Annotated in this window: 23 protein-coding genes and 1 tRNA gene; 16 read left to right on the forward strand and 8 right to left on the reverse strand. The window is 69.1% G+C overall.

The genetic code is table 11. The annotated features are described in order from the left end of the window. Positions 1-156 precede the first annotated feature (156 nt). Positions 157-999, reverse strand: coding sequence for a pantoate--beta-alanine ligase (gene panC, locus J7495_RS05210; RefSeq protein ID WP_294055078.1), 843 nt, complete (start codon positions 997-999; stop codon positions 157-159). 116 nt (positions 1,000-1,115) lie between these two features. Here panC and J7495_RS05215 point away from each other — a divergent pair, with 116 nt between their 5' ends. The 5 genes from J7495_RS05215 (at position 1,116) to J7495_RS05235 (ending at position 6,039) form a co-directional block, all read left to right on the forward strand. Then, entirely contained in the window at positions 1,116-1,910 is a 795-nt protein-coding gene (locus tag J7495_RS05215; protein ID WP_294055079.1) for a division plane positioning ATPase MipZ, read from the forward strand. A 12-nt stretch (positions 1,911-1,922) separates the two neighbouring features. Then, positions 1,923-2,243: a J domain-containing protein gene (locus tag J7495_RS05220; protein ID WP_294055081.1), complete on the forward strand. Its 321-nt coding sequence runs from the start codon at positions 1,923-1,925 to the stop codon at positions 2,241-2,243. A 296-nt stretch (positions 2,244-2,539) separates the two neighbouring features. After that, positions 2,540-3,922 (forward strand): phosphoglucomutase/phosphomannomutase PgmG, encoded by a 1,383-nt coding sequence (gene pgmG, locus J7495_RS05225; RefSeq protein ID WP_294055083.1) that lies wholly within the window; start codon positions 2,540-2,542, stop codon positions 3,920-3,922. Positions 3,923-3,999: 77 nt separating this feature from the next. Beyond that, positions 4,000-5,217 carry an acyltransferase gene (locus tag J7495_RS05230; RefSeq protein WP_294055085.1) on the forward strand — a complete coding sequence of 406 codons (1,218 nt, stop codon included), beginning with the start codon at positions 4,000-4,002 and terminating at the stop codon, positions 5,215-5,217. Positions 5,218-5,280: 63 nt separating this feature from the next. After that, positions 5,281-6,039 carry an exonuclease domain-containing protein gene (locus J7495_RS05235; protein ID WP_294055087.1) on the forward strand — a complete coding sequence of 253 codons (759 nt, stop codon included), beginning with the start codon at positions 5,281-5,283 and terminating at the stop codon, positions 6,037-6,039. Here the strand turns inward: J7495_RS05235 and J7495_RS05240 are convergent. Further along, positions 6,036-6,428: a DUF1440 domain-containing protein gene (locus J7495_RS05240; RefSeq protein ID WP_294055089.1), complete on the reverse strand. Its 393-nt coding sequence runs from the start codon at positions 6,426-6,428 to the stop codon at positions 6,036-6,038. The genes J7495_RS05235 and J7495_RS05240 overlap by 4 nt on opposite strands. Before the next feature lie 10 nt (positions 6,429-6,438). Beyond that, positions 6,439-7,353, reverse strand: a complete 915-nt coding sequence (locus tag J7495_RS05245; protein WP_294055090.1) for a TraB/GumN family protein — start codon at positions 7,351-7,353, stop codon at positions 6,439-6,441. 87 nt (positions 7,354-7,440) lie between these two features. On the opposite strand from J7495_RS05245, the gene J7495_RS05250 reads away from it, so the two are divergent. The 3 genes from J7495_RS05250 to J7495_RS05260 all read left to right on the forward strand — a co-directional run bounded on the left by J7495_RS05250 (position 7,441) and on the right by J7495_RS05260 (position 10,397). Beyond that, entirely contained in the window at positions 7,441-7,893 is a 453-nt protein-coding gene (locus tag J7495_RS05250) for an OsmC family protein (protein ID WP_294055092.1), read from the forward strand. Positions 7,894-8,173: 280 nt separating this feature from the next. After that, positions 8,174-9,967 carry an aminopeptidase P family protein gene (locus tag J7495_RS05255; RefSeq protein ID WP_294055094.1) on the forward strand — a complete coding sequence of 598 codons (1,794 nt, stop codon included), beginning with the start codon at positions 8,174-8,176 and terminating at the stop codon, positions 9,965-9,967. Between the two features lie 355 nt (positions 9,968-10,322). Then, positions 10,323-10,397, forward strand: a tRNA-Thr gene (locus J7495_RS05260). 193 nt (positions 10,398-10,590) lie between these two features. Here J7495_RS05260 and ygiD read toward each other — a convergent pair. Beyond that, entirely contained in the window at positions 10,591-11,442 is an 852-nt protein-coding gene (ygiD, locus tag J7495_RS05265) for a 4,5-DOPA dioxygenase extradiol (RefSeq protein WP_294055096.1), read from the reverse strand. A gap of 11 nt (positions 11,443-11,453) precedes the next feature. Next, the gene (locus J7495_RS05270; RefSeq protein WP_294055098.1) at positions 11,454-12,338 is read right to left on the reverse strand and encodes a metallophosphoesterase; all 885 of its coding nucleotides are present in this window, start codon (positions 12,336-12,338) and stop codon (positions 11,454-11,456) included. 184 nt (positions 12,339-12,522) lie between these two features. Between J7495_RS05270 and J7495_RS05275 the strand changes: the two genes are divergently transcribed. The 3 genes from J7495_RS05275 to J7495_RS05285 all read left to right on the forward strand — a co-directional run bounded on the left by J7495_RS05275 (position 12,523) and on the right by J7495_RS05285 (position 17,029). Then, positions 12,523-13,059 (forward strand): sigma-70 family RNA polymerase sigma factor, encoded by a 537-nt coding sequence (locus J7495_RS05275; RefSeq protein WP_294055100.1) that lies wholly within the window; start codon positions 12,523-12,525, stop codon positions 13,057-13,059. Then, positions 13,056-13,949, forward strand: coding sequence for a FecR domain-containing protein (locus tag J7495_RS05280; RefSeq protein WP_294055102.1), 894 nt, complete (start codon positions 13,056-13,058; stop codon positions 13,947-13,949). Before J7495_RS05275 ends, J7495_RS05280 begins: the two co-directional genes overlap by 4 nt. 89 nt (positions 13,950-14,038) lie before the next feature. Then, positions 14,039-17,029, forward strand: coding sequence for a TonB-dependent receptor (locus J7495_RS05285; protein ID WP_294055104.1), 2,991 nt, complete (start codon positions 14,039-14,041; stop codon positions 17,027-17,029). Positions 17,030-17,176: 147 nt separating this feature from the next. On the opposite strand, the gene J7495_RS05290 is transcribed toward J7495_RS05285, so the two are convergent. After that, positions 17,177-17,932: a crotonase/enoyl-CoA hydratase family protein gene (locus J7495_RS05290; RefSeq protein WP_294055105.1), complete on the reverse strand. Its 756-nt coding sequence runs from the start codon at positions 17,930-17,932 to the stop codon at positions 17,177-17,179. An 80-nt stretch (positions 17,933-18,012) separates the two neighbouring features. Here J7495_RS05290 and J7495_RS05295 point away from each other — a divergent pair, with 80 nt between their 5' ends. The 5 genes from J7495_RS05295 (at position 18,013) to fghA (ending at position 21,910) form a co-directional block, all read left to right on the forward strand. Then, complete coding sequence (locus J7495_RS05295) at positions 18,013-18,648, forward strand: hypothetical protein (RefSeq protein WP_294055107.1); 636 nt, start codon at positions 18,013-18,015, stop codon at positions 18,646-18,648. A 64-nt stretch (positions 18,649-18,712) separates the two neighbouring features. Next, complete coding sequence (locus tag J7495_RS05300; RefSeq protein ID WP_294055109.1) at positions 18,713-19,825, forward strand: S-(hydroxymethyl)glutathione dehydrogenase/class III alcohol dehydrogenase; 1,113 nt, start codon at positions 18,713-18,715, stop codon at positions 19,823-19,825. Positions 19,826-19,827: 2 nt separating this feature from the next. After that, entirely contained in the window at positions 19,828-20,217 is a 390-nt protein-coding gene (locus J7495_RS05305) for a VOC family protein (RefSeq protein ID WP_294055111.1), read from the forward strand. Continuing rightward, the gene (purU, locus tag J7495_RS05310) at positions 20,214-21,062 is read left to right on the forward strand and encodes a formyltetrahydrofolate deformylase (RefSeq protein WP_294055112.1); all 849 of its coding nucleotides are present in this window, start codon (positions 20,214-20,216) and stop codon (positions 21,060-21,062) included. Before J7495_RS05305 ends, purU begins: the two co-directional genes overlap by 4 nt. 11 nt (positions 21,063-21,073) lie before the next feature. After that, entirely contained in the window at positions 21,074-21,910 is an 837-nt protein-coding gene (fghA, locus tag J7495_RS05315; RefSeq protein WP_294055114.1) for an S-formylglutathione hydrolase, read from the forward strand. Between the two features lie 100 nt (positions 21,911-22,010). On the opposite strand, the gene J7495_RS05320 is transcribed toward fghA, so the two are convergent. Beyond that, entirely contained in the window at positions 22,011-23,021 is a 1,011-nt protein-coding gene (locus J7495_RS05320; RefSeq protein WP_294055116.1) for an aldo/keto reductase, read from the reverse strand. A gap of 100 nt (positions 23,022-23,121) precedes the next feature. Continuing rightward, positions 23,122-25,692, reverse strand: a complete 2,571-nt coding sequence (locus J7495_RS05325; protein WP_294055118.1) for a hypothetical protein — start codon at positions 25,690-25,692, stop codon at positions 23,122-23,124. Between the last annotated feature and the right edge of the window lie 29 nt (positions 25,693-25,721).

Genomic DNA, 25,721 nt, shown 5'->3' on the forward strand with positions numbered 1-25,721 from the left:
AACGCCTCCGCAAATCCTCGCTGCTCCATCCCACACCTCCGATGCTCCCTCCCATCGAATCAGATCACACATCGATAGTCACCCTCTTTCGCAGAGACCTCGCGCTCGCCGGGATGACGGTTGAGTGGCCAAGTCAGCATGACGAGTGATGGGTGATCAGCCCAGCGGCGCCACCGCGACATTGTCGATCAGCCGGGTGTTGCCGATCTTCGCCGCGGCGAGCAGCCGCATCGGTCGCGCCGGATCGGGGGCGCCCAGCGTCTCGGCATCGGCGAGCGCGACATAATCGATCTCGAACCCCGCGGCCGCCAGCGTCTCGCGCGCCTGGGCGAGCGCGGCCTCGGGATCCTCGCCCGCGCCGATCGCGCGCTCGGCGGCGCCCAGCGCGCGCGGCAGCGCCACCGCGCGTGCGCGCTCGTCGGGATCCAGGTAGACGTTGCGCGACGAGAGGGCCAGGCCATCGTCCTCCCGCTGGGTCGGCACGCCGACGATCTCGAGCCCCAGGTCGAGGTCGCTCGCCATCCGCCGGATCACCGCGAGCTGCTGGAAATCCTTCTCGCCGAACAGCGCGACATCGGGCTTCACCTGGCCGAACAGCTTGGCGACCACCGTCGCCACGCCGTCGAAATGGCCCGGGCGGTGCGCGCCCTCCAGCACGTCGCCCACGCCCGATACCGAGACGTTGGTCGCGAAGCCCTCCGGGTACATCGCTTCGACCGGCGGCAGCCACAGCAGGTCGACGCCGGCTTGCGACAGCATCCGCGAATCGGCCAGCTCCTTGCGCGGATAGCGGCTGAAATCCTCGCTTGGCCCGAATTGCCTGGGGTTCACGAAGATCGACGCGACGACGCGAGTCCCCGGGCGCCTGGCGGCCTCGACCAGTGCCATGTGCCCGGCGTGCAGCGCGCCCATCGTCGGCACCAGCGCGATTCGCTCGCCCGCCGCGCGGAAGGCGGCGAGCGCTTCTCGCAACTCGGGAAGCTGACGGACGGTTTGCACGCGTTAACACTTTCGATATGACAGGAAGCCGGGCCTTCTATGGGGGGCAGGCCCGGCAATCAACACCGGACGCCACGGCAATGCGGCGGACGGATCAGCGAAGGGATGTGCAGGCGTTGGGCGACGAGTCGAATCGGCTTCACGTCATCGTTTTCGCGAACGAAAAGGGCGGCACGGGCAAGTCCACCACTGCGGTGCACGTGGCGATCGCGCTGGCGGCCAAGGGCGCGCGCGTCGGCTGCTTCGACCTCGACCATCGCCAGCGGACGATGGGCCGTTACCTCGACAATCGCGCCGCGACGATCCAGCGCACCGGCCGCGAGCTGCCGATGCCGCGCTACGACACGCACGACGGCGAGAATATGGCGCGCTTCTCCGACACGCTCGACCGGCTGAGCGAGGGCATGGACTTCCTCGTGATCGACACGCCGGGCCGCGACGACAAGTTCGCGCGCATCGCGGTCACCAACGCCGACACGCTGGTCACGCCGATGAACGACAGCTTCGTCGACTTCGACCTGATCGGCCAGGTCGATCCCGAGACCTTCCGCGTGCTGCGCCCCAGCTTCTACTCCGAGCTGATCTGGGAATCGCGCAAGCGCCGCGCCAAGGCCGATGGCGAGACGATCGACTGGGTGGTCCTGCGCAACCGCATGCAGCATATCGAGGCGCGCAACATGAAGCGCGTCTCGGATGCGATCGACCAGCTTTCGAAGCGCGTCGGCTTCCGGGTGATCTCGGGCCTGTCCGAGCGCGTGATCTACCGCGAGCTCTTCCCGCAGGGGCTGACGATGCTCGATTCGCGCGACTTCGGCGACATGGGGCTCGCGCACGTCGCGGCGCGCCAGGAGCTTCGCGAGATGATGGCGGGGCTGGCGCTGCCCGAGCCGGCGCTGCCGCTCTTCGCCTGAGGAGGCGCTCACATGGCCAAGCTGCTGCTGGCCGTGCTCGTCGCCTGGGCCGGCTGGTATCTCTGGGTGGGGCCCAAACGCTATCGCGGCGGCAGCGTCACCGGTGATCGCCCGCGCGAGGCGATCCCGCCGCGCGACGGCGGCGATGCCTACAACCATAGCCATGCCCGGGCCGAGGCGCGCGCGCTGCTCGGCGTGGGCGAGACCGCCGGCGAGCCCGAGATCCGCGCCGCGCACCGGCGACTGATGGCGAAGGTCCACCCGGACCACGGCGGCTCGGAGGAACTGGCGCGGCGCGTAAACGCGGCGCGGGACCTGCTGCTGGGGGATTAGGGCGGATCGCGGCGCGAGCTCATTCGCTTTTTTTGATTCCCGCGAAGGCGCGAAGGCGCGAAGAGGTTCGTCTCCGCATCAGCGGCTTCGACCGCATGACGTCGAAGCCCGCTCGGCCGCCGCGGTCATGCGAGCGTCAAGAGCGACTCCAAGCCTCTCCGTGCCTTCGCGCCTTCGCGTGAATCTAACTCTTGTCCTTCTACCTCCCACTTCTTCCGCACCTGCGAAACAACGCCGCTTGCAACTTCTCCCGTCCTCGCGGATTAGGCGCCCACATCGCTTTCCGCGGAGGGATCATGACGCACCAGTTCAACCCCACGTCGCTGCGCGAGTACGACATCCGCGGAATCGTCGGAAAGACCCTGAGCGCCGAGGACGCACGCGCGATCGGCCGCACGTTCGGCACCCTCCTCCGCCGCGCCGGCGGGCACCGCGTCGCGGTGGGCCGCGACGGCCGCACCTCCTCGCCCGAGATGGAAGCGGCGCTGGTCGACGGCCTGACGAAGAGCGGCTGCGACGTCGTGCGCGTCGGGCTGGGCCCCACGCCGATGCTCTATTTCGCCGAGGCGACGCTAGAAGTGGACGGCGGCATCCAGATAACCGGCAGCCACAATCCCGCCGAGTACAACGGCTTCAAGATGGTGTTTCAGCACAAGAGCTTCTTCGGCGAGGACATCCAGAAGCTGGGCCGCATGTCGGCGGAAGGCGATTGGGAGGAAGGCGAAGGCACCGTCTCCGACGCCGACATCATGGACCTGTACGTCTCGCGGCTGCTCGAAGGCTATGACGCGGGGCCTTACCGGATCGGCTGGGACGCGGGCAACGGCGCCGCCGGCCCGGTCGTCGAGAAGCTGTTGAAGCTGCTGCCGGGTGAGCATCATGCGATCTTCACCGAAGTCGACGGCAATTTTCCCAACCATCATCCCGATCCCACCGAAGAGAAGAATCTGGCCGATCTGAGGGCGCTCGTCGCCGAGAAGCAGCTCGATTTCGGACTTGCCTTCGACGGCGACGGCGACCGGCTGGGCGCGATCGACGGCCAAGGCCGCGTAATCTGGGGCGATCAGCTTCTCTCCATTCTGGCTGAACCTGTGCTCGAGGCGCTGCCGGGCTCCACGATCATCGCCGATGTGAAGGCCAGCCAGGCGCTCTACGACCGCATCGCCGAGCTCGGCGGGCACCCGCTGATGTGGAAGACCGGCCACAGCCTGATCAAGTCGAAGATGAAGGAGACCGGCGCGCCGCTCGCGGGCGAGATGAGCGGCCACATCTTCTTCGCGCACGAATATTACGGCTTCGACGACGCGCAATATGCCGCGATCCGGCTGATCCGCGCGGTCCATTCGATCGGCAAGTCGCTCACCCGGATCAAGAGCGAGATGCCCGAGCTGGTCAACACCCCCGAGATGCGCTTCCAGGTCGACGAGAGCCGCAAGTTCGCGATCGTCGACGAAGTCCTCGACCGGCTCGAGGCCGCGGGCGCCGAAGTCAACCGCACCGATGGCGCGCGCGTGAACACCGCGGACGGCTGGTGGCTGCTCCGCGCCTCGAACACGCAGGACGTGCTGGTGGCGCGCGCCGAATCGCACTCGCAGGAAGGGCTCGACCGGCTCGTCGCGCAGATCGACGGGCAGCTCGCGCAGAGCGGCGTGGCGCGCGGGGAGAGCGTGGGGCATTGAACACGGCCCGTTGGAATGCCAGTCTCGCGTGAACGGCTGGCGATCCGCTGCCGCCGCGCAGGGAAGAGCAAAGCGACGTGGCAACCGCTGGCGAAGTCGACCGTACGCCTGTGGACACGGCGGCGAGCCGGCCTCGCGCCGATCGGCACGCGCCGGTCTTTCCGGCTTTTCTGACGGCAAGGCCACGCCTGCCCGCGCTCGATGGCTGGCGTGCGCTCAGCATCGTCTTCGTGCTCCTGCTGCATATCCAGCCGGCGGACGGCTTCGATCCCGAGGTGGGCCGGGTGCTGCGCTGGCTGCCCGACGGTGGGTTCGGCGTCGAGATATTCTTCGTGATCAGCGGCTTCCTGATCACCTATCTTCTTCTGCTCGAATGGAATCGCGCCGGGAGCATTTCGATCGGCGGATTCTACCTGCGACGGGCGCTTCGCATCCTGCCCGCCTATTGCGCCTTCCTGGTGGCCGTGACGGGCCTTTGCCTGTTCACGGCATTCGGGCTCACCGGCTGGCAGGTCGCTGCGCTGCTCACCTACACGGCCAATTTCGATCCCACGATGCCATGGACGGTCGGCCACATCTGGTCGCTCTCGGTGGAAGAGCAATTCTATCTGCTGTGGCCGGCCAGCTTCCTGCTCCTCCTGTCCAGACCGTCCCTGTCCAGACCGTCCCTGTCCGGGTCGCTCTCGTCACCGATGCTGGCCTGCCTGTTGCCGATCCTGTTCGCCCCGATCGCGCGGCTTCTTTCCTATTTCCACCTGGGCGGGCCGTTGTTCGCCACCTATTCCTTCTTCGCGCATGCCGATCTGCTCGCCTTCGGATGCCTGATGGCGCTGCTGTGCGGCTATCACGGCGATCGGGTCGCGATGTTGCTGGAGCGCCATCCGCGGGCGCTTGCCGCGGCGGCGATCGCCATGATGCTCGTGCCGCACGTCCTCACTCGGCTCGCAACGGGTGGGATCTTCACCGTGCCCTTTCGCGGGACGTTCGACGGGATCGGCATTTCGACGCTGCTGCTGCTGAGCCTTCGCCACGCCGACCGGCCCGCGGTACGCTGGCTCGACTGGCCGGCGGTCCGGCGATTCGGGACCTGGTCCTATTCCATCTATCTTTGGCAGCAGCTCTTTCTGACGCCCTCTGCCGTCTATGGCTTTGACGCGCCGCCCCTGCCGCTCCGCCTGCCGTGGAACCTTGCCGGAGCGATCGGCGCGGCGGTGCTCTGCCATTATCTGATCGAGCGACCGTTTCTCGGGCTGAAGGACCGGCTCGGGCGCAGGCGCCACCCTCCGATTCCGTGAGATATCGCGGGATTCGCGCCCCGGCGCTGGCGCTTGGGCGCCGAAGCCACCATATCGGGGGCCATGGCCCCGCCTCCCCAGATCATCCGCGTCATCGACCTCGAGACCACTGGCGACCGCCCACCCGCGCATGCGGTGTGCGAGATCGGCTGGCAGGACGTCGCGCTCGGGCCCGACGGGCGCTGGGAACTGCAGGGGGAGGGAGGCAACCGGCTGGTCAACCCGGGCCGCCCGATTCCGCCGCTCACCATGGCGGTCCACCACATCCGCGACGAGGACGTCGCCGACGCGCCCTATTGGCACGACGTCGCGCGGCCGATCCTCGACCCCTGGCCGCGCCGCCTCGCGCTCGCCGCGCACCGCGCGACCTTCGAGGAGCAGTTCTGCACCCCCGCGCTGACGCGCGGCGCCGACTGGATCTGCACCTGGAAGTGCGCGCTGCGGCTCTGGCCCGACAGTCCGGGCTTCTCGAATCAGATGCTGCGCTACTGGCGCCGGCCCGAGGGGCTCGAGCATGAGCGCGGCCTCCCTGCGCACCGGGCCTTCCCCGACGCCTATGTGACCGCGCACCACCTTCGCGACATGCTCAACGAAGCGAGCGTCGCGCAGCTGGTCGAATGGTCGAAGCAACCGGGGCTGCTGCCGCGCGTGCGTTATGGCCCGGACCGAGGCAAGGAGTGGAACGAGATCGACGAGGAATCGCTCGCGGTGTTCCTCACCGACCGCGACGAGGACGTCCGCTTCACTGCGCACACCGAATACCAGCGCCGCCGCGGCGGCGGACCGGTGGGGCGCAGCTCCGCGCAGGAACTGCTGCTCTAGCGCCGCCCGGCGATCAGCCAGCGCAATCCTTCGAGCACCGCGCCGTACACCAGGTGCGACGCTGCATCCGCCGGCTCCCCGCCTCCCTCGGGCTTGAGCGTGCCCTCGACAAGCGCCGAGGCCGCGACCGCATAGGCTGTGCCGAAGCCCGTGCTCGCGTCCGCGCTATATTCGCTGAGCACGCCGTAGATCCCGCCGATCACTCCGCCCGCGACATAATGCGCGGCCTGGATCCGCGGATCGGGTTCGGGCACCGCGACCGCTTCGCCTTCGGCATGCTCGATCAGCTGCTGGGTGCCCGCGCGGAACGCCGCCATCGCCGCGGACGCGACCACGCCGGCGGCGACGCCCGCGATCAGGCCGAGGAGGGGACGCGGCTCGCCGGCCATGGCGGTCTCCTCATTGAACCCGCGCGGCCTTGACCTTGTCCTTGGCCAGATAGGCCTGGACGCTCTCAGGCCCGGCGAGATGCCCCGCGCCGACCGCGATGAACACCGTTCCCGGCGTCTCGAGCCGCTTCTCGATCCACTGCGCCCAGCGCTGGTTGCGCTCGGAGAGCAGCACCTTGGCGATCTCGGGCGTCTCGTCCATGTCCTCGTTGAGCAGGCGGGCCAGCGCATCGGGATCGCCCTTCGCCCATTCGGCGACCATCTGGTCGAGCGTGCTGGCCAGCTTGGGCAACTGGTCGATCGTCATCGTCAGGAACTTGATCTGCGTCGCCTGGGGGAGCCCGGCGAAATAGCCGAGCTGTTGCTCGGCGGTCTCGAGCCCCTCGATCGGCTTGCCGGCGTCCTTGGCCGCGCCGGTGAGCACGCGCTCGGCACCGCTCGCGGGGTCGTAGCCGTATTTGGGCAGCGTCGCGACCGAGAGCGTGACCGCCGGGAACCAGGGCGCGAACTTGTCGAGCGCCTGGGGCGGCACGCCGACGCCGGTCAGCGCCGCGGCATAGGGCGCGCGCTTGTCCTCGGGCAGCTGCTCGGTGACGGTCGGGCCCTCGGGCTTGAACGCGAGCTTGAGGATGAGGCCCTGCATCGTTGCCTGGTCGGGCTCGAGCAGCTCGAGCACCAGCTGGTCGCTCTGGTCGAACGCCGTCTTGACGCCCTTGTCGAACCAGCGCAGCCCGGGCTTGAGCACATGGATCGTGCCGAACAGGTAGATGGTGGTGTCCTTGTCCTTGACCACCCACAGCGCCGGGCTTGCGGGTACTTCGGCGGGCGTGGTGGTCGGCACCGGCACTTGCGTGGTCTGGGCGAAGGCGGCAGGCGCAAAGGCGAGGGCCAGCGCCGCGACGGCCTGGGGCAAGAGCTTGAGCATGCGGGGGGAGTCTCCTGGGGCCAAGTGCCTTAGGTCTTTATAACAGGTTCGCCGCGGCTTTCCAGCGGCGCAAGCGAGGAGCGAGGAATGGCGGAGGAGGCGTTAAGGCCGGGTGAAGTGGTCGCGCGGCCCGGCGAGGGCAAGTTCGGCACGCGGATCGAGGCGTCCGGTCACGGCTGGGTGATGGACGAGCCGGTGCCTTATGGCGGGCTCGACGCCGGGCCGACGCCCTATGACGCGTTGCTCGCGGCACTGGGGTCGTGCACCTCGATGACGGTGCGGCTGGTGGCGCGGCAGGAGTCGATCCCGCTGGAGTCGATCACCGTGCGGCTGCGTCACGACCGCAACCATGCGCGGGACTGCGCGCAATATGTCGAGGCGGGGACCAGGCTCGAGGCGATCTACCGCACGATCACGCTCGAGGGGCCGCTGAGCGAAGCGCAGCGCAAGCGGCTGATGGACGTGGCGGACAAATGCCCGGTGCACCGCACGCTGACGGGGATCCTGCATATCCACACGGAGGAGGCTGCGGCGGGCTGAACCCCGACCGTTATCCGGCGAAAGCGGGGACCCAGGGCCGCCAGCGACGTCCTCCATAACCCTGGTCCCGGCTTTCGCCGGGATGACGATTCAGTGGGAGGGCGCTCGCTTCCTGAGGCCCGCCCCCTGTCCTACACTCCCCGAATCTGCCAGAAGACCGGCATGCGACCGAGTCTGTCCCGACCTCTTCCTCGCCGCGCCTGATCGCGCGCCAGGAAGCCAAGGTTTTTCGACATGACTGGTGTCAACCGTGTCAACCTGTCCAACAGGGATCGCTCCCATGTCCTCCTATTCCGATCGCCTCGCCGCCCTTCGTGACCAGCTCAAGCGCGAGCGCCTCGACGGCTTCGTCGTGCCGCTCACCGACGAGCATATGTCCGAATATGTCGGCGCCTATGCCCAGCGCCTCGCCTGGCTGACCGGGTTCAAGGGCTCGGCCGGCACCGCCGTGGTGCTCCCCCAGGAAGCCGCGATCTTCACCGACGGGCGCTACACGCTCCAGGTCCGCCAGCAGGTCTCGGCCGACGACTGGGATTATGTCTCGGTCCCCGCGACCAGCGTCGCCGGCTGGCTCGGTGGCCACGCGCCCGACGGCGGTCGCATCGGCTACGACCCCTGGCTCCACACCCGCGCCTGGGTCGAGGAAGCGCGCAAGGCGCTCACCGAGAAGGGCGCCGAGCTCGTCCCCGTCGACACCAACCCGATCGACGCGGTCTGGCCCGACAAGCCCGCGCCATCGGACGCCACGCTCGCGGTCCAGGACGATGCCAACGCCGGCAAGACCTCGGCCGCCAAGCGCGCCGAGATCGCCGACTGGCTCCACGAACGCAAGGCCGACGCCGTCGTCCTCGCCGCGCTCGATTCGATCGCCTGGGCGTTCAACATCCGCGGCACCGATGTGCTCCACACCCCGGTCGCGCTCGCCTATGCCGTGGTCAACGCCGACGGCACCGCCGACCTGTTCGTCGCGCCCGAGAAAGTCACCGACGAGGTCCGCCAGCACCTCGGCAACGCGATCCGCATCCACGACCGCAACGCCTTCGCGCCGGCGCTCAAGCAGTTCGCCGGCAAGCGCGTCGCTGCCGATCCGGCCAGCTCGGTCTCGGCGATCTTCGACGCGCTCGACGCGGGCGGCGCGAAGATCCTCAGCCTGCGCGACCCCGTCCTCCTCGCCAAGGCGGTCAAGAACGCGTCCGAGATCGCCGGCCACAAGGCCGCCCAGGCGCGCGACGGCGCCGCGCTCAGCCGCTTCCTGCGCTGGTTCGAGGGTGCGGCGCCGCAGGGCGGGCTCGATGAGCTGATGCTCGAGGACAAGCTCGAGGGCTTCCGCCGCGAGACCGGCGTGCTCAAGGACCTGAGCTTCTCGACCATCTCCGCCACCGGCCCGCACGGCGCGATCCCGCACTATAAGGCAACCCCCGAGAGCAACCTGCCCGTCGAGCTCGGCCAGCTCTACCTCGTCGACTCGGGCGGGCAGTATGCCGACGGCACCACCGACGTGACGCGGGTGATGCCCGTCGGCGCGCCGACCGCGGAGATGAAGGACCGCTTCACCCGCGTGCTCAAGGGCCATATCGCGATCGCCACCGCGATCTTCCCCGACGGCACCACCGGCGCCCAGCTCGACGGCTTCGCGCGGCGGCCGCTGTGGGAAGTCGGGCTCGACTATGCGCACGGCACCGGCCACGGCGTCGGCAGCTATCTCTCGGTGCATGAGGGGCCGCAGCGGATCGCCCAGCCCTTCTATCCCGGCGGCCAGGCGCTCGAGCCGCTGCGCGCGGGCATGTTCCTCTCGAACGAGCCCGGCTACTACAAGGCGGGCGACTTTGGCATCCGCATCGAGAACCTCGTGCTCGTGGTCGAGAAGGCGATTGAAGGCGCCGAGCAGACGATGCTGGCGTTCGAGACGCTGACCTTCGCCCCGATCGAACGCACGCTGATCGAGCCCGCGCTGCTCAGCCCGCAGGAGCGCGAATGGCTCGACGCCTATCACGCACAGGTGCTGGCGATCGTCGGGCCTCAGCTGTCGGGGGATGACATCGAATGGCTGAAGGCCAAGTGTGCGCCGATCTGACTTACTTAAGCCCCTCCCCTTCAGGCGCATCAGGTCGGCCATGCCCCCGGCATGGCCTAAATAGCACGGGGCGCTATTTGCCTGATGCGGGGTTGGGGTGGGGCATGTCCACGGGCGCGCCGGTCTCGGTGAGACTTACACCCCCCACCCCCAACCCCTCCCCTGAAGGGGAGGGGCTAGTAAGGGCGCGCGCCTGGGCCTTGCGCTTGCGCAGGTTGGCGCGCAGCTGCTCGGCGAGGCGGGCCTGTTTGTCGGCGTCTGGCATGATGAAGGGGTTAGTCGCATCAACCCCGGGTTGACAATCGGGGTCGGCCCTGCACATAGGCGCCTCCCGCCCGGCCTCAGGCCGGCGAGTGCTGCCGTAGCTCAGTGGTAGAGCGCATCCTTGGTAAGGCTGAGGTCGTGAGTTCAATCCTCACCGGCAGCACCATTTTCCCGCTTCGACCAGCCCATCGGGCAGCGGGTGCAGCTCGACTTGCAATGTAGGATTTGGCCTGCTTGGCTTGCGCGGCTGGAGCAATCCGGCCGCTCCTTGAACTTGCGAGAGACCAAGCACTGGAATCGCCGCGACGGGTCGTGACTCTTGTGACTTTTGCCCCCTCGATGGCGCCGCGAATCGGATGCTAGAGGTTGGTCTGCTCCGGCGGCACGCCTTCGGGCAGCTTCGCCGCGCAGCCGGGGTTGCGGCGCAGCGTCTCCGCCGCGCCGACGCCGTAGCAGGACATCGACAGCGACCCCAGCGCATAGCCGCGCACCAGCGGCTCGGCGCCCACCCCCTCGGCCGCCGCGAGGCCGGCGGTGTAGAGCAAGGGGATGAAGTGATCGGGCGTCGGCACGGCCATGCGATAGTCCGGATGCTCGGCGAGCCGAAGGACATCGCCCGGCGCGTTCACCAGCAGCTCGGCCGCGGCATCGTCGAAGCGCTCGGCCCAGTCGAACGCCGCCTCGGGCTTGTCCCAGGCGATGCGGCGCAGGTTGTGGACGACATTGCCGCTCGACACGATCATCACCCCGGCATCGCGCAGCGGCGCCAGCTTCGCCGCCAGCTCGAGGTGATAGCCGATCGGCTGGGTGGCGTTGATCGAGAGCTGCACCACCGGCACGTCGGCCTCGGGGTAGAGATGCGCCAGCACCGACCAGGTGCCGTGATCGAGGCCCCATTGGTCGCGGTCGAGCCCCACCCAATGCGGCTTCACCACCTCGGCCACTTCCGCCGCCAGCTCGGGCGAGCCCGGCGCGGGATAGTCGAAGTCGAACAGCGCCTGGGGGAAGCCGTAGAAGTCGTGGATCGTCCGCGGCATGTGCATGGCGGTCACCGCGGTCGCGCCGAAATACCAGTGCGCCGAGATCACCAGCAGCGCGCGCGGCCGCGGCAGGTGCGCGCCGAACGCGCGCCACGCCTCGGTATAGCCGTTCGACTCGAGCGTGTTCATCGGGCTGCCGTGGCCGATGAACAGGGCGGGCATCCGGGTCATCGCGTGCCTCCTCAGCGCAGCTTGAGCACCATGTCCTGCTGCTTGCCGGTCCCACGAACCTCGACGCGGTCCTTGAAGAAGTCGAGCCGCGAATAGGCGGTCTGCTCGGTGTCGAGCATCGCCTTGAGGTTGACGTAATGGATGCCCGCGCGCTGGGCGTAGTTGCCGTCGTGGTTGTGCCCGTCGAGCCAGATCTTGGCCGAGGGATGCCGCTCGAGCAGCGCCATGATGTCCGGCGCGTTCCAGAGGTTGACCTCGAGGCTCTCGGGGAACAGCGGGAAATGGTTGAAGAGCATCACCTTGAGCCCGCGCTTGTCGGCCTCGGCGAGCTTGGCGTCGATCCAGCGATACTGCACCGCACCAATCCCGCCGTTCCACTTGGGCTTGTCGGGGTAGAGGGTCGCGCGCGCCGCCAGGCTCAGCTTCAGCTGCGGGCTTCCCTCGGGCCAGCCGAAGGTGCTGAGATCGTCGCCGTCGGTGACCAGGAACATCCAGCCGTGCGTCTCGAAGGCATAGTAGCGCGCCGGCATGCCGAGCCTGGCGGGCACCTCGGCCTTGTGCGCCTCGTCGACCGAGAAGTCGTGGTTGCCGAGCACGAAATGCCACGGGTGCTTCAGCTTGCGCGCGATCGGGAGGAGCACGTCGTAGCTCGCCCAGTCCTTGTCGATGAAGTCGCCGAGCTGGACGACGAACTCGAGCTTCTGGCGGTTGTAGTCGGCCACTGCCTCGGCGAGCTTCTTCGGGGTCAGCCGATAGAGCCGCGCGCCGTTGCTGTCCTCGTCGGCATATTGCGCGTCGGCGATCGCGCCGATGCTGAAGAGCGGTCGCTGCTGCGCCATCGCGGGCGTCGCCGCCGCCGCCAGCCCGAGGAACGCCGCCAGCACCGTGTAACGCATCGCTCGACTCCATGACGCGAGGGAAGACTCGCGCCCTCTATGCGGCGGCGCAGCGATTGTCATGCGCGCTTCACAGGCCGGGCCTAGCCATGGCCGGGACTCGGGCGCTCAAGCCGGGCGGGGAGGCAGATATGACGGCGCCGGCACGGCGGCCGCGCCCATGCTCCCTGGGGGAGCCGGCGCGGTGAACGAATTCACGGCGATCGCCGCCAGGCGGCATGCCGAGCGCGATGAGATCGCGCTGCGCGCCGCGCTCGAGCGCTTCGTCGCGGGTCGGTTGCGCGATCGCGCCGACGGCGAGGACATCGTCCAGGAAACCTATGTCCGCCTCTACGACTATCGCCGCACGCGCAGCGTCGCCGACGTCGGCGCCTTCTGCTTCGCGGTGGCGCGCAACCTGGTCAACGACCATTTCCGCCGCCATCGCACCGCGCCGCAATCGGCCGAGCTCGCCGAGGACATCGCCTGCCCGATGCCACGCGCCGACACGGTGCTCGACTATCGCCAGCGAGTCGACATCCTCGTCCGCGCGCTCAAGGTGATGCCGCCGCTGCGCCGCGAGATCTTCCTGCGCCGCCGGCTCGACGACATCCCCGCCGCGACGATCGCCGAGGATCTGGCGATGAGCGTCGCGGCAGTCGAGAAGCACGTCAGCCGCGCGCTCGCCGACCTGCGCGCCGCACTCGAGCGCCGCGGGCTGCCGCCGGGAGGCCAGCGATGAGCCGCCGCGCCGAACGCCGCCAGGCCGCCGCCGCGGGGATGCGCGCGACGCTCGACGATCCCGCGCTCGCCGAAGCGATGACGCAAGTCGCGCAAATCGGCCGGCTCTCGGACGGCGACATCCATGCGATGCGCGAGGCGCGGCGGCGCAACCTCGGTGCCGCCGGAATGGTCGCGCTGGTCTTCGCGGTCGGCATCGGCGGCTGGCACCAGGGCTGGTTCGCCCCCGCGGCGCCCCTGCCCCAGCATTTCGAGACACCGCGCGGCCAGCAGCTGAACGTCGAGCTCGCCGACGGCACCAGGCTCCGCCTCAACGGCGCGACCAGCGTCGACGTGACGCTGGGCGACAAGGGGCGCCGCGTCCAGCTCCGCCAGGGCGAAGTCTATTTCGACGTTGCCCACGAGCCCAAGCGGCCCTTCACCGTCGAGGCCGGCGGCTCGGCGACGCAAGTGCTCGGCACTGCCTTCGACCTCGACATGCTCGGCGGCGACGTGCGGCTGTCGGTCTATCGCGGCAAGGTCCGCTTCGGCGCAGGCGCCAACGCGGTCGAGGTCCCCGCCGGCTTCCGGACGCGCTTAGAGCATGGCACCCCGCGCACGCCCGAGCGCTTCGATGCGGCGCAGCAGGATTGGCGCCAGGACTGGCTCGACACCGACGAGATGCGGCTCGGCGAGCTCGTCGTCGCGCTCAACCGGCGCGGCGGGCCGATGGTCGCCGCACCGCCGCCGGGGCTCGCCCGGATCCCCGTCTCGGGCCGCTTCAAGCTCGACAATCCGCGGCAATTGCTCGAAGCGATCGGCGGCGCATACGGCTTCTCGGTGGTCCGCGACGGCAACCAGCTCCGCCTTGTCGAAGGCGCGAACGGCGACGCCAAACCGACATCCAGATGACATTGCACTGCAACAAAATTCTTTTGTCCGGAGCCTGAACGCATCCCGTCTTCCGTCCGAGGCGCCATCGCGCCCCAGCGGAGGAAAACATGGATCGCAAAATGGGAATATCGCTCACCAGCCTGGCGCTCGCGCTCGCTGCGCCCGCCACGGCGCAGGCCGCGCCGGCGGACGCCGTCTTCGCCACCCACATGACCTTCGACATCGCGCCGACGGATCTCCGCGCCGCGATCTCGCAATTCTCCCAGGCGACCGGGCTGCAGGTCGTGGTCGCGCCTTCGGCCGTCGCGGGCCGGCGCAGCGCCGGGGTGCGCGGCGCGCATACCGTCCGCGAAGCGCTCGACCAGCTGCTGCGCGGCACCGACCTCGCGGTGTCGATCCGCGGCGGCGTGGTGGTGCTGAAGCCGGGAAAGGCCCAGCCGGCGGCGGTCGCGCATGCGCCGGCCCCCAAGGCCGAAGCCGCGCCTGAACTCGTCCAGGCCGAGCCGCAGGAAGAAGTGCCCGCCGACGAGAACGAGATCATCGTCTCGGGCTATCGCGGCAGCCTGCTCGGCGCGCAGGACCTCAAGCGCAAGGCGGTCGGCGCCGAGGACGACATCCTCGCGACCGACATCGCCGCCTTCCCCGACCTCAACCTCGCCGAATCGCTCCAGCGCGTCCCCGGCATCACGATCACGCGCGACAGCGGCGAGGGCCGCCAGATCACGCTGCGCGGGCTCGGGCCGGACTTCACCCGCGCCCAGCTGAACGGCATGGAAGTGCTGAGCAACACCGCCTCGGGCATGGACAATCGCGGCGCGGTCAGCCGCTCGCGCTCGTTCGACTACAGCCTGTTCGCCTCCGAGCTGTTCGGCCGCGTCTCGGTCCAGAAGAGCTATTCGGCCAACCAGGACGAGGGCGGCATCGCCGGCACGATCGGCCTCACCACCGCCAAGCCCTTCGACTATGCCGGCACCAGGCTCGTGCTCTCGGCCAAGGGCCAGACCAACGACAACACCAGCGGCATCACCCCGCGCATCGTCGGCCTCGCCTCGTTCCGTTCGGGCGACTTCGGCATCCTCGTCTCGGCCGCGTACAGCGAGATCAAGAACAACGAGTTCGGTTATCGCAACTGGGGCTGGGGCGTCACCAAGTACAACGCCGCCAACATCGGCACCGAAATCGACGCCGCGACGCGCCAGAAGCTGCTCGACGGCGTGTTCCAGCCGACCGCGCAGTCGCCCTCGAGCTGGTACACCGATCGCCGCCGCCTGGGCATCACCGCTTCGGCGCAATACCATCCCGGCAACGGCCTCACGCTCGACCTCGACTTCCTCTACGGCCGCCTCTGGGACCATCGCGACGACTATGCGCTCGCCAGCGCGGGCACCAACGGGCTCAACGGCAGTTCGGTGACGGGTGCGCAGGTGATCCATTCGGCGGTGATCGACGCCTCGAACACGCTACGCGCCGCGAGCTATACCGGCATCGACCAACGCTCCGAGCATCACGTCGTCGAGAACCACACCAACTTCTACCAGGGCGTCGCCAACCTGAAGTGGGAGCTGGGCGACCGGTTCACGATCCGCGCGCTCGGCGGCTATGAGGAATCGGACTTCAGCCAGCCGGTGTTCGACAAGGTGTTCATGGAGGCCAAGAACATGGCCTTCAGCTACGACACCCGCCCCACGATCCCGGTGAACACCTATGGCGTCGACCTGACCAACCCCGACCTCTGGACGGTGCAGCGGCTCGACACCCAGGAGAACCAGATCGTCACGCGCTACGCCAATGCGAAGCTCGACGGCGAGTACAAGCTGAGCGACGGCCTGACGCTCGATGTCGGCGGCAGCTTCAAGCACTTCATCAACAGCGGCTACCAGTACAACAACAAGGTCTTCCACAATGTGCCCGCGAACATCGTGGCGCCCAATGGCGTGAAGCAGCTGGTCGATCCGGACACGCTCTACCAGTACATCGTCGGCAACGTCGATGCGGTCTATGCCTATGTCGGCGATCCGCGCAGCCTGTCGGTCAAGAACCTGTCGGCGGGCAGCGACTATCATGTCGACGAGACGACCTGGTCGGGCTTCGCGCAGTTCAACCTCGACACGATCATCGGCGGCATGCGGCTGCGCGCCAATGCGGGCGTCCGCTATTATTCGACCGACCTCGTCTCCACGGGCCACCTCGCCACGACGGCCGGCTTCGTGCCGGTATCGATCGAGACCAACGCGCACGGCTGGCTGCCCGCGGCCAATGTCGCGCTCGACGTTGCCAAGGATGTGGTGGTGCGCGTCAGCGCGAGCCGCAACATGAACCGCCCGGGCCTCGGCGACCTCGCCGCCGCCGGCTCGATCACCACGCGGCCGCTGGGCGGCAGCCTCAGCCTCGGCAATCCCTTCCTCAAGCCCTATAAGGCAACCTCGGTGGAAGGGTCGGCCGAATGGTACATGGACCGCACCGGCTTCGCGTCGGTGGGCGTCTTCTACAAGAAGATGGACAGCTTCATCACGCCGAACACCTACACCATCCCCTTCGGCCAGACGGGGCTGCCGCTCTCGCTGCTGATCCAGGGGCAGGACGCCAACACCCCCTATGACGTGACCCAGCCGATCAACGGCCCGGGCGCGGACATCAAGGGGATCGAAGTTGCGTTCCAGCACGACTTCACCTTCCTCCCCGGCGTGCTCAAGCACCTCGGCGTGGTGGCGAACGGCACCTGGTTCGACGGGCACCAGACGATCCTCAACGGCGGCAAGCCCTATGTCGTGCCGCTGTTCAACCTCTCGAAATGGGCCGCCAACGCGACGCTCTACTACGAGAATTCGGTGTGGGGCGTGCGCGTCTCGGACGCGTATCGCAGCAAGTACCTGACCGGCGGCGGCTCGAGCGGCAACATCGGCGACGGCTACAAGGCGACCAACTTCGTCGACTTCCAGGCGCACTACAACATCACGCCGAAGATCCGGCTGGTGGCCGAGGGGATCAACCTCACCGACGAGCCGATCCGGCAATATACCGACATCGGCGCCGACCGCACCGTGGTCTACACCACCAGCGGCCGGGTGTTCACGCTGGGCGTGAGCGCGGAGTTCTAAATTGCCCCCTACCCCGCCTGGCCCGCCGGGCGGGGGCCGCTTTATCCTCCAGCCGTCATCCGGCGAAAGCCGGGACCCAGGGGCACAAGCGACGTCTTCCGTAACCCTGGGTCCCGGCTTTCGCCGGGATGACGGTTGAGGTGCGCGTTAGAATCGCCCACCCCGCCCCGCACCATCAGCGAACCGCCCCGCGCCCGCACCCCCCTCGGCCAGCAACGGCGCCGCGCCGCCGATCGCTTCCTCGAGCAGCGCCTCGGGCCCCAGCTCCCATTGGCGAAGCGCCGACAGCCGGTCGGCGCGCAGGCAGCGTTGCGGGAAGGCGGCGATCTCGCGCGCCAGCGCCACCGCCGCCGCGAGCGCCTCGCCCTCGGGCACCAGCCGGTCGGCCAGCCCGATCGCCAGCGCTTCCTCGGCACGCACCGCGCGCCCGGTGAGGATCATGTCGAGCGCCCGCCCCTGCCCGACGAGCCGCGGCAGCCGCACCGTGCCGCCGTCGATCAGCGGCACGCCCCAGCGCCGGCAGAACACCCCGAACACCGCGCTCGCGCTCGCCACGCGCAAGTCGCACCACAAAGCGAGCTCGAGCCCGCCGGCGACGGCATGGCCCTCCACCGCGGCGATCACCGGCTTGGCGCAGCTGCCGCGCGTCGGGCCCATCGGGCCGGGGCCATAGGGGTCGTAGGGCGGCGCCTTCCCTTCCGCGACCGCCTTCAGGTCATAGCCCGCGCAGAAGCTCCCGCCCGCGCCGGTCAGCACCGCGACGCTCGCGCGCTCGTCGGCCTCGAAGCCGGCGAAAGCCTCGCGCAATGCGACGGCGGTCTCCGGGTCGACGGCGTTGCGGCTCCCCGGCCGGTCGATCGTGACGATGGTGACGGCGCCCTCTCGCGCGACTGCGACGCTCATCCGCTCCTCCCTGCTCGGGCGGCTGGACAAGCCGCGCGCCCCAGTGTATTATATCGATAATACAGCCGAAGGAGGCTAGCATGGCACGCACTTTCCGGGGAGAGGCAGGGAGGCCGTTCGGCACGGTCGCGGCGCTGTTCTGCCTGATCTTCACCGTCGCCCAGCTCGTCCTGTGGGACGTCGCGCATGACCTGACCGGCGCCGCCGACCCCTTCCACGCCATTCCCGCCCAGGCCCAGCCCTATTGGGGCGTGCTGCTCGCGAGCGAGATCGTGAAGTGCGTGAGCGCCGGCGCGCTCCTCCTCGCGATCTGGACGCTCGGCGACGTGATCGGTCCGCGCACGCCGCGTCGTCTGCTCGCGATGGCGCTCGGCACCGCCGGCGCCGTGCTGATCGGCGTCGCGGCGCATTGGTACATCGAGGCGGCGGCCTGGCTCGGCGACGGCCGGGCCTCGCCGCACGGCGCGGTGATGGGCCTGATCAGCTCGGCTGCGCTGGTCTGCCTCAGCCTCTGGGCGTCGTTGCTCGCGCTCGAGGCGCGCGCGGCGGGCAGCCTGCCGGGCTGGGTGCAGGGCGCGGGGCTGTTGTTCGCGGGCGCGTCGATCCTCGCGGCGTTCGTCCCGGCGCTCATCGCCGTCGCCGCGACGCTCAGCCTCGCCTGGTGGGTCGGCGTGTTCGCGACGCTCTACAAGCCCGAGGATCGGGTGCTTTCCTAAGCCGGTTGCATCCCCGCGCAGTTTCTCCGATCAGGCGCCCGACCGATTCACCGGGAGGGATGCGATGAAGACCCGTGCCGCCGTGGCGTTCGAGGCGAAGAAACCGCTGGAGATCGTCGAGCTCGACCTCGAAGGCCCCAAGGCAGGCGAAGTGCTCGTCGAGATCATGGCCACGGGCATCTGCCACACCGACGCCTATACGCTCGACGGCTTCGACAGCGAAGGGATCTTCCCCTCGGTGCTCGGCCATGAGGGCGCGGGCATCGTGCGCGAGGTCGGCGCGGGCGTCACCAGCGTGAAGCCCGGCGACCATGTGATCCCGCTCTACACGCCCGAATGCCGCCAGTGTAAGTCGTGCCTCAGCGGCAAGACCAACCTGTGCACCGCGATCCGCGCGACCCAGGGCAAGGGGCTGATGCCCGACGGCACCACCCGCTTCTCGTACAAGGGCCAGCCGATCTTCCACTACATGGGCTGCTCGACCTTCTCGAACTTCACCGTCCTCCCCGAGATCGCCGTCGCGAAGATCCGCGAGGACGCGCCGTTCCAGACGAGCTGCTACATCGGCTGCGGCGTCACCACCGGCGTCGGCGCGGTGGTCAACACCGCCAAGGTGCAGGTCGGTGAGAAGGTCGTCGTCTTCGGGCTCGGCGGCATCGGGCTCAATGTAATCCAGGGCGCCCGGATGGTCGGCGCCGACGTAATCGTGGGCGTCGACATCAACCCCGACCGCGAGGCCTGGGGTCGCCAGTTCGGCATGACTCACTTCGTCGACGGCCGCGGCAAGGACCGCCAGGCCGTGATCAACGAAGTCCTCGCGCTCACCGACGGCGGCGCCGACTACAGCTTCGATGCGACCGGCAACACCGAAGTGATGCGCACCGCGCTCGAATGCTGCCACCGCGGCTGGGGCGAGAGCATCATCATAGGCGTGGCCGAGGCGGGCAAGGAGATCGCGACGCGCCCCTTCCAGCTCGTCACCGGCCGGGTGTGGAAGGGCACCGCGTTCGGCGGCGCCAAGGGCCGTACGGACGTGCCCAGGATCGTCGACTGGTACATGAACGGCAAGATCGCGATCGACCCGATGATCACGCATGTCCTCAGCCTCGAGGAGATCAACAAGGGCTTCGACCTGATGCACGCGGGCGAGAGCATCCGCAGCGTCGTCGTCTACTGAACATGTTCAGCCACGTGATGCTGGGCGCCGACGACCTGGAGGCGGCCAAGACCTTCTACGACGCCGTGCTCGGGGCGTTCGGCGCGACGGAGGGCAAGCTCGATCCGCGCGGGCGGCTCGTCTACATGCATGGCGGCGGTCGCTTCCTGGTCACGCGCCCGATCGACGGCGCGCCGGCGAGCCCAGCCAACGGCGGCACCATCGGCTTCCGCGCGCCATCGGTCGAAGCAGTGGAGGCCTGGCATGCGGCCGGCGTGACGCATGGCGGCACCGCATGCGAGGACCCGCCCGGCCTTCGAACCACCGGGCTGGGCCAGGCCTATCTCGCCTATCTGCGCGATCCGTCGGGCAACAAGCTCTGCGCCGCCTTTCGCGAACCGGTGAGCGCATGACGGCGCCTTCCTGGATCCTGACGCTCGACTGCGCGGACCGGCCCGGCATCGTCGCCGCGGTCAGCGGGTTCCTCGCGGTGCGCGGCGGGTTCATCCTCGACAGCCAGCAATATGCCGACCTCGACGCGGGGCGCTTCTTCATGCGCGTCGAGTTCAACGCCTCGCGCGAGCCGTTCGACACCGCGACGTTGCGTCGCGAGTTCGCGCCGCTGGGCGAGGAGCTGGGGCTCCGCTGGGCGATCGCCGACACGAGTGAGCGGCCGCGCGTGCTGATCGCGGTGTCCAAGGGCTCGCACTGCCTCAACGACCTGCTCCATCGCTGGTCGACGGGTTCGCTGGGCGTCGAGATCGCCGGCGTCGTCTCGAACCACGAGACGCTGCGCGGGCTCACCGAATGGCATGGACTGCCCTTCGAGCTGCTGCCCGAGGGCAAGGAAGCACAGGAGGCCGCGATCCTTGCACGGGTCGAGGCCGCCGGCGCCGACTATCTGGTGCTCGCACGCTACATGCAGATCCTGTCGCCGGATCTCGCGGACCGGCTCGCGGGGCGCTGCGTCAACATCCATCATAGCTTCCTGCCGAGCTTCAAGGGCGCGCGGCCCTATCACCGCGCGCACGAGCGCGGCGTGAAGCTGATCGGTGCGACCGCGCACTTCGTCACGAGCGACCTCGACGAGGGCCCGATCATCGAGCAGGCGGTCGAGCGCATCGACCATCGCGCGACGGTGGAGGACATGATCCGTATCGGCCGCGACATCGAGGCTCAGGTGCTCGCGCGCGCCGTCCAGTGGATCGGCGCGCGGCGCGTGTTCCTGAACGGCGCGCGGACGATCGTGTTTCGGTGAGAGGCAGAAGCATGGAACAGGTTTCGGCGGCGAAGGCATTCGGCGGGGTGCAGGGCGTCTATCGCCACGCCTCGAGCGCGACGGGAACCGAGATGGTCTTCTCGGTCTATGTTCCTCCGCATGCCAAGGGCGCGACGCTGCCGGTGCTCTGGTATCTCTCGGGCCTCACCTGCACGCACGCCAACGTCACCGAGAAGGGCGAATATCGCGCCGCCTGCGCCGAGCATGGCATGATCTTCGTCGTCCCCGACACCAGCCCGCGCGGCGAGGGTGTGGCGAACGACGACGGCTATGACATGGGCCAGGGCGCGGGCTTCTACGTCGACGCGACCGAAGCGCCCTGGGCGCCGCACTTCCGGATGCGCAGCTACATCGAGACCGAGCTGCCCGCGCTGATCGCGGCGGAATTCCCGATGGCCGACATGGGGCGCCAGGGGATCACCGGCCATTCGATGGGCGGGCATGGCGCGCTGACGATCGCGCTGCGCAACCCCAGGCGCTTCGCATCGGTCTCGGCTTTCGCGCCGATCGTCGCCCCGAGTCGGGTGCCCTGGGGGCAGAAGGCGCTCCCCGCTTATCTGGGCGCAGACGAAGCGGCGTGGCGTCCCTATGACGCGGTGTCGCTGATCGAGGACGGCGCGCGGGTGACCGAACTGCTCGTAGACCAGGGCGGCGCGGACAGCTTCCTCGACAGCCAGCTGCGCCCCGAACTGCTCGCAGCGGCCTGCGAGGCGGCGGGCATCCCGCTGACGCTGCGGGTGCAGCCGGGCTATGACCACAGCTATTATTTCATCTCGACCTTCATGGCCGAGCATGTCGCCTGGCATGCGGAGCGTTTGCGGGGTTAAGGCGACCGTTCCCGCGCCCTAAGTCGTCATCCCGGCGGAAGCCGGGACCCAGGGTCGCAGAGGGCATCGCTCGCGGCCCTGGGTGGGATGACGGTGGCTGTTAGATCCCGTCCGGCAGCGGCGCCGCCGGGTTGACCAGCCCCGCCGCACGCAGCTCGTGCCAGAAATCCGCCGGGATCGTCTCGGCGAGCGCGGCGCTGTCCTCGGCGATGCGGCTCGGGCGGCTGGCGCCGGGGATCACCGCGGCGACCGCGGGATTGGCGAGCGAGAATTGCAGCCCCGCCGCCTTCATGCTGATCCCGTGGCGGTCGGCGAGCGCCTTGATCGACGCCACCTTGGCGAGGATCGCCGGCGTCGCGGGTGCATATTCGAAGTTCGGCCCGCCGACGAGCGCGCCCGAGCTGTAGGGGCCGCCCACCACGATGCCGAAGCCGCGCTCGGCCGCCTTGGGCATCAGCCGCTGGAGCGCGCGATCATGGTCGAGCAGCGTGTAGCGGCCGGCGAGCAGCGAGCCGTCGGGGCGGGGACCGTCGAGGTCGAGGAGGAGCTCGACCGCCTCGACCTTGTTCACGCCGAGGCCCCAGGCCTTGATCACGCCTTCGTCGCGCAACCGGTCCAGCGCCTTGAACGCGCCCTTGCGCGCGCTCTCGAACACCGCGAGCCATTCGTCGCCGTAGAAATCCTGCGCCACGTCATGGACCCAGACGATCTCGATCCGATCGGTCTTGAGCCGCTTGAGGCTGTCCTCGATCGAGCGCAGCGTCGCGTCCTCGGAATAGTCGTTGACCACCTTGTTCGGACGGCCGTGCGCGAACACCGAGCCCTTCTCGCCATTGTCGCGCGGGCCATCCTCGGTCTCGTCGAGGACGATGCGGCCGACCTTGGTGCTGATGACGTAGTCGGAGCGCGGCTTGGCGGCGAGCGCTTCGCCCATGCGGATCTCGGCGAGGCCGGCGCCGTAGAAGGGGGCGTTGTCGTAATAGCGGATGCCGTCGGCCCAGGCGGCGTCGACCGTCGCGAGCGCCTCGTCCTCGGGGATGTCGCGGAACATGTTGCCGAGCGGGGCGGCGCCGAAGCCGAGCTTGCTCGGGAGGATATCCTTGAGTGCCATCGTCCGGGGTCCTTCGCTGGAAGCAACGCCACTTCCGTTATTGCGCGCGGCGGCCGCCGTCGATCACCCGTTAGGGGCCGCTCGTATAGCTTGACAGGGGTTAGAACGACTTCCGCAGCGTCACCGTCACGGTGCGTCCCAGCGGGTTGAGATAGTCGGGCTGGAAGCGGGCGGGGATCTTGCCGGTGCCGTCGCGGATGCGCTGGTGCGAGTCGGTGAGGTCGGCGATGTCGAGCCGGAGCTGCATCTTCTTCGACCAATCGCCCTTCAGCACGCGGTGCAGGTTCAGATAGCCACCGAGGTTGAGCTTGAGGACCGACGAGAAGCGCAGGTCCGAGGCGGGATTGGGGCTGCGGATGCGGTTCGGCGTCTGATACCAGGCGCTGAAGGTCAGGCCGTGGCCAAGGTAGTTGATCCCGCCATAGGCGTAGCCCGAGATGCGCGACTGGTTCCAGCCGGCGATCGTGTCGCCGCCGAGCAGGTCGAGCTCGGGCGTGCCGGGGCGGAGCTGGAGCCGGTCGCTGAAGCGGATGCTGGGCCCGATGCCGGCATAGTAATTGGCCTGCGCGGGCGGCGGCGCCTTGGCACCGGGCGCGGGCCGCGGCGAGGCCTTGCCGAGCTTGCCGCTCGCGGTCGCAGTGAGGCTCAGCGTGCGCTGCCGCTCGAGCGCGAAGTTGATCGGGCGATAGGCGACCGAGACCAGCCGGCCGTCGGGGTCGCGGACGAACAGGTCGGGGAGCAGCGCCGAGGTCTGCGACGTGATCGCCCGGACGGTGCCGGTCTGGTCGCGGATCGTCGTCGCCTCATAGGTCGCGGAGACGCGCAGCTCGCGCTTGGCGAAGGGCTTGATCGTCAGCGCCAGCGAGCGGACGAGGCGATGCTCGGCGCGAAGATCGGGATTGCCGTCGGCGAACAGCGTGACGAGCTCGGTGCGGCCATTGGCATCGTCGAAGACGGGGACGTTTTCGACGCGCGTCGCCGGCGTCGATTGCTGCGCCATGTCGGGCGCGGCGGCGCTGCGCCGGACGGTGGCGAGCAGCTGGATGCCGGTGACGGGTGCCCAGGCGACGCCATAGGTGGTGTCGTCGAGCATGCCGAAGCCGCCGACGTCGCGCGCGTTGAACGAAGCGTTGACCGACAGGTCGCCGAGGAAGGGCAGCACCTGCTCGCGCCGCGAAGTGAGCGGCACGTCGATCGAGACGGCGCCTTCGAAGCGCGCGCGGCCGAGGCTGAGCTCGGACGGATTGGGACCGCGCGACGAGGAGAAGGCCGCGGCGCGCTCGGCTTCGGCGGTCGCAGTGATCGTCACGCGCCCGGCAGGCAGCCGCAGCGGGTTGTTGGTCGCCACGACTTTCGCGCCGGCGGTCCGGGTTCGCAATCTCGTGACGTCGGTGAGCCTGGCCGCGACCAGCGACGGGGCGAGCGGCACGAAGGGATCGGCGCCGGCGGCGATCGCGGCGTTCGCGGCGGTGGGATCGATGCCCCGCTCGCCGCGGCCGTCGACCTGCTTCTGGTCGAACGCGCCGGTGAAGTCCCAGCGCCAGCCGGCGATCGCGCCGCGCAGCGTGAAGCCGGCGTGCAGCGTGGTGGTCGTCTCGCGCTCGCGCAGCGACGGCGCCTCGATGAGGTAGCGGTTCACGATCACCGGCACGGTGAAGGGGCTGTGCGGATTGGTCTCGGGCACCAGCAGCCGGATGCTCGCGGGGCCGCCGATCGTGCGGTCCTGGCTGCGCTCGGCCGAGAGGCTAAGCGAGCCGGCGAGGGTGCCGCCGATCCGGTCCGCGATCACCGCTTCGGCCTTCACCGCGTCGTTCGCGGGAGCGAGCGTGCGATAGCGGCCGAGATCGGACAGCCGGGGCTCGTTCGCACCGGCGGCGAAACCCGTGAGCGTCGTGCGGTCGGCGGCGGCCTGCGGCACGGGCGCGATCGTCACGAGCTGGCCCGCGGCGGCCGACAGCGCCGGATCGATCTCGCCGCCGCTCGCGCCGGTGACGTTGCCGATGATGTCGAACGGCACGTCGGGGTCGGGCGCGATGGTCCGGTCCGACTGGTAGAGCGCATCGGTGCGGCGAACTTCGAGGCCCAGGGTCAGGCGGCGGTCGTCGCTCAGCCGGGTGAGCGCGAGATTGGCTTTCTCGGTGCCGCTGCCCCAGTTCGTCGTGGTGCCCGCGCTGGTGCGGACCTCGACCTGGCGGAAGCGGCGCTTGGTGATGAAGTTGACCACCCGACGCGTGGGCGGGAAGCCGAAGCGCAGCGCCGCCTGCTCGGGCAGGACCTCGATCTTCTCGATCGCCTCGGGTGGCAGCGAGCCGATGTCCTGATAGCCCGAGACGCGCTGTGAGTTGAGCAGGAAGATCGGATCGCTGCCGTCGGCGGACTGGGTGGTGCCGCGGATCGCGCGGAGCAGGTCGGGCATCGTCGCGGCGCCGATCGCTTCGACCGCGGAGCTGTCGAGTTCGGCCAGCGGCGCGATGTCGGTGACGGCCGATCCGCGCGTGCCGGTCACGACGATCTCGGAGGGGTGGGGCTGGGACGGATCGGGCGAATCCGCGTGCTGCCCGGCCTCCTGCGCTCCAATCTCCTGCGCAGGCGCCTCGGACACGCAAAGCAGCGCGCAGGCAGCGGCCAGCGCGCAGTCGATCGATCGCCGGCCACGACGCGCGCCGCGCATCGTTTTCCCCTCCCCATGCCTTCCCGCGC

The sequence above is a fragment of the Sphingomonas sp. genome (assembly GCF_017745215.1).
GTDB lineage: Bacteria > Pseudomonadota > Alphaproteobacteria > Sphingomonadales > Sphingomonadaceae > Sphingomonas.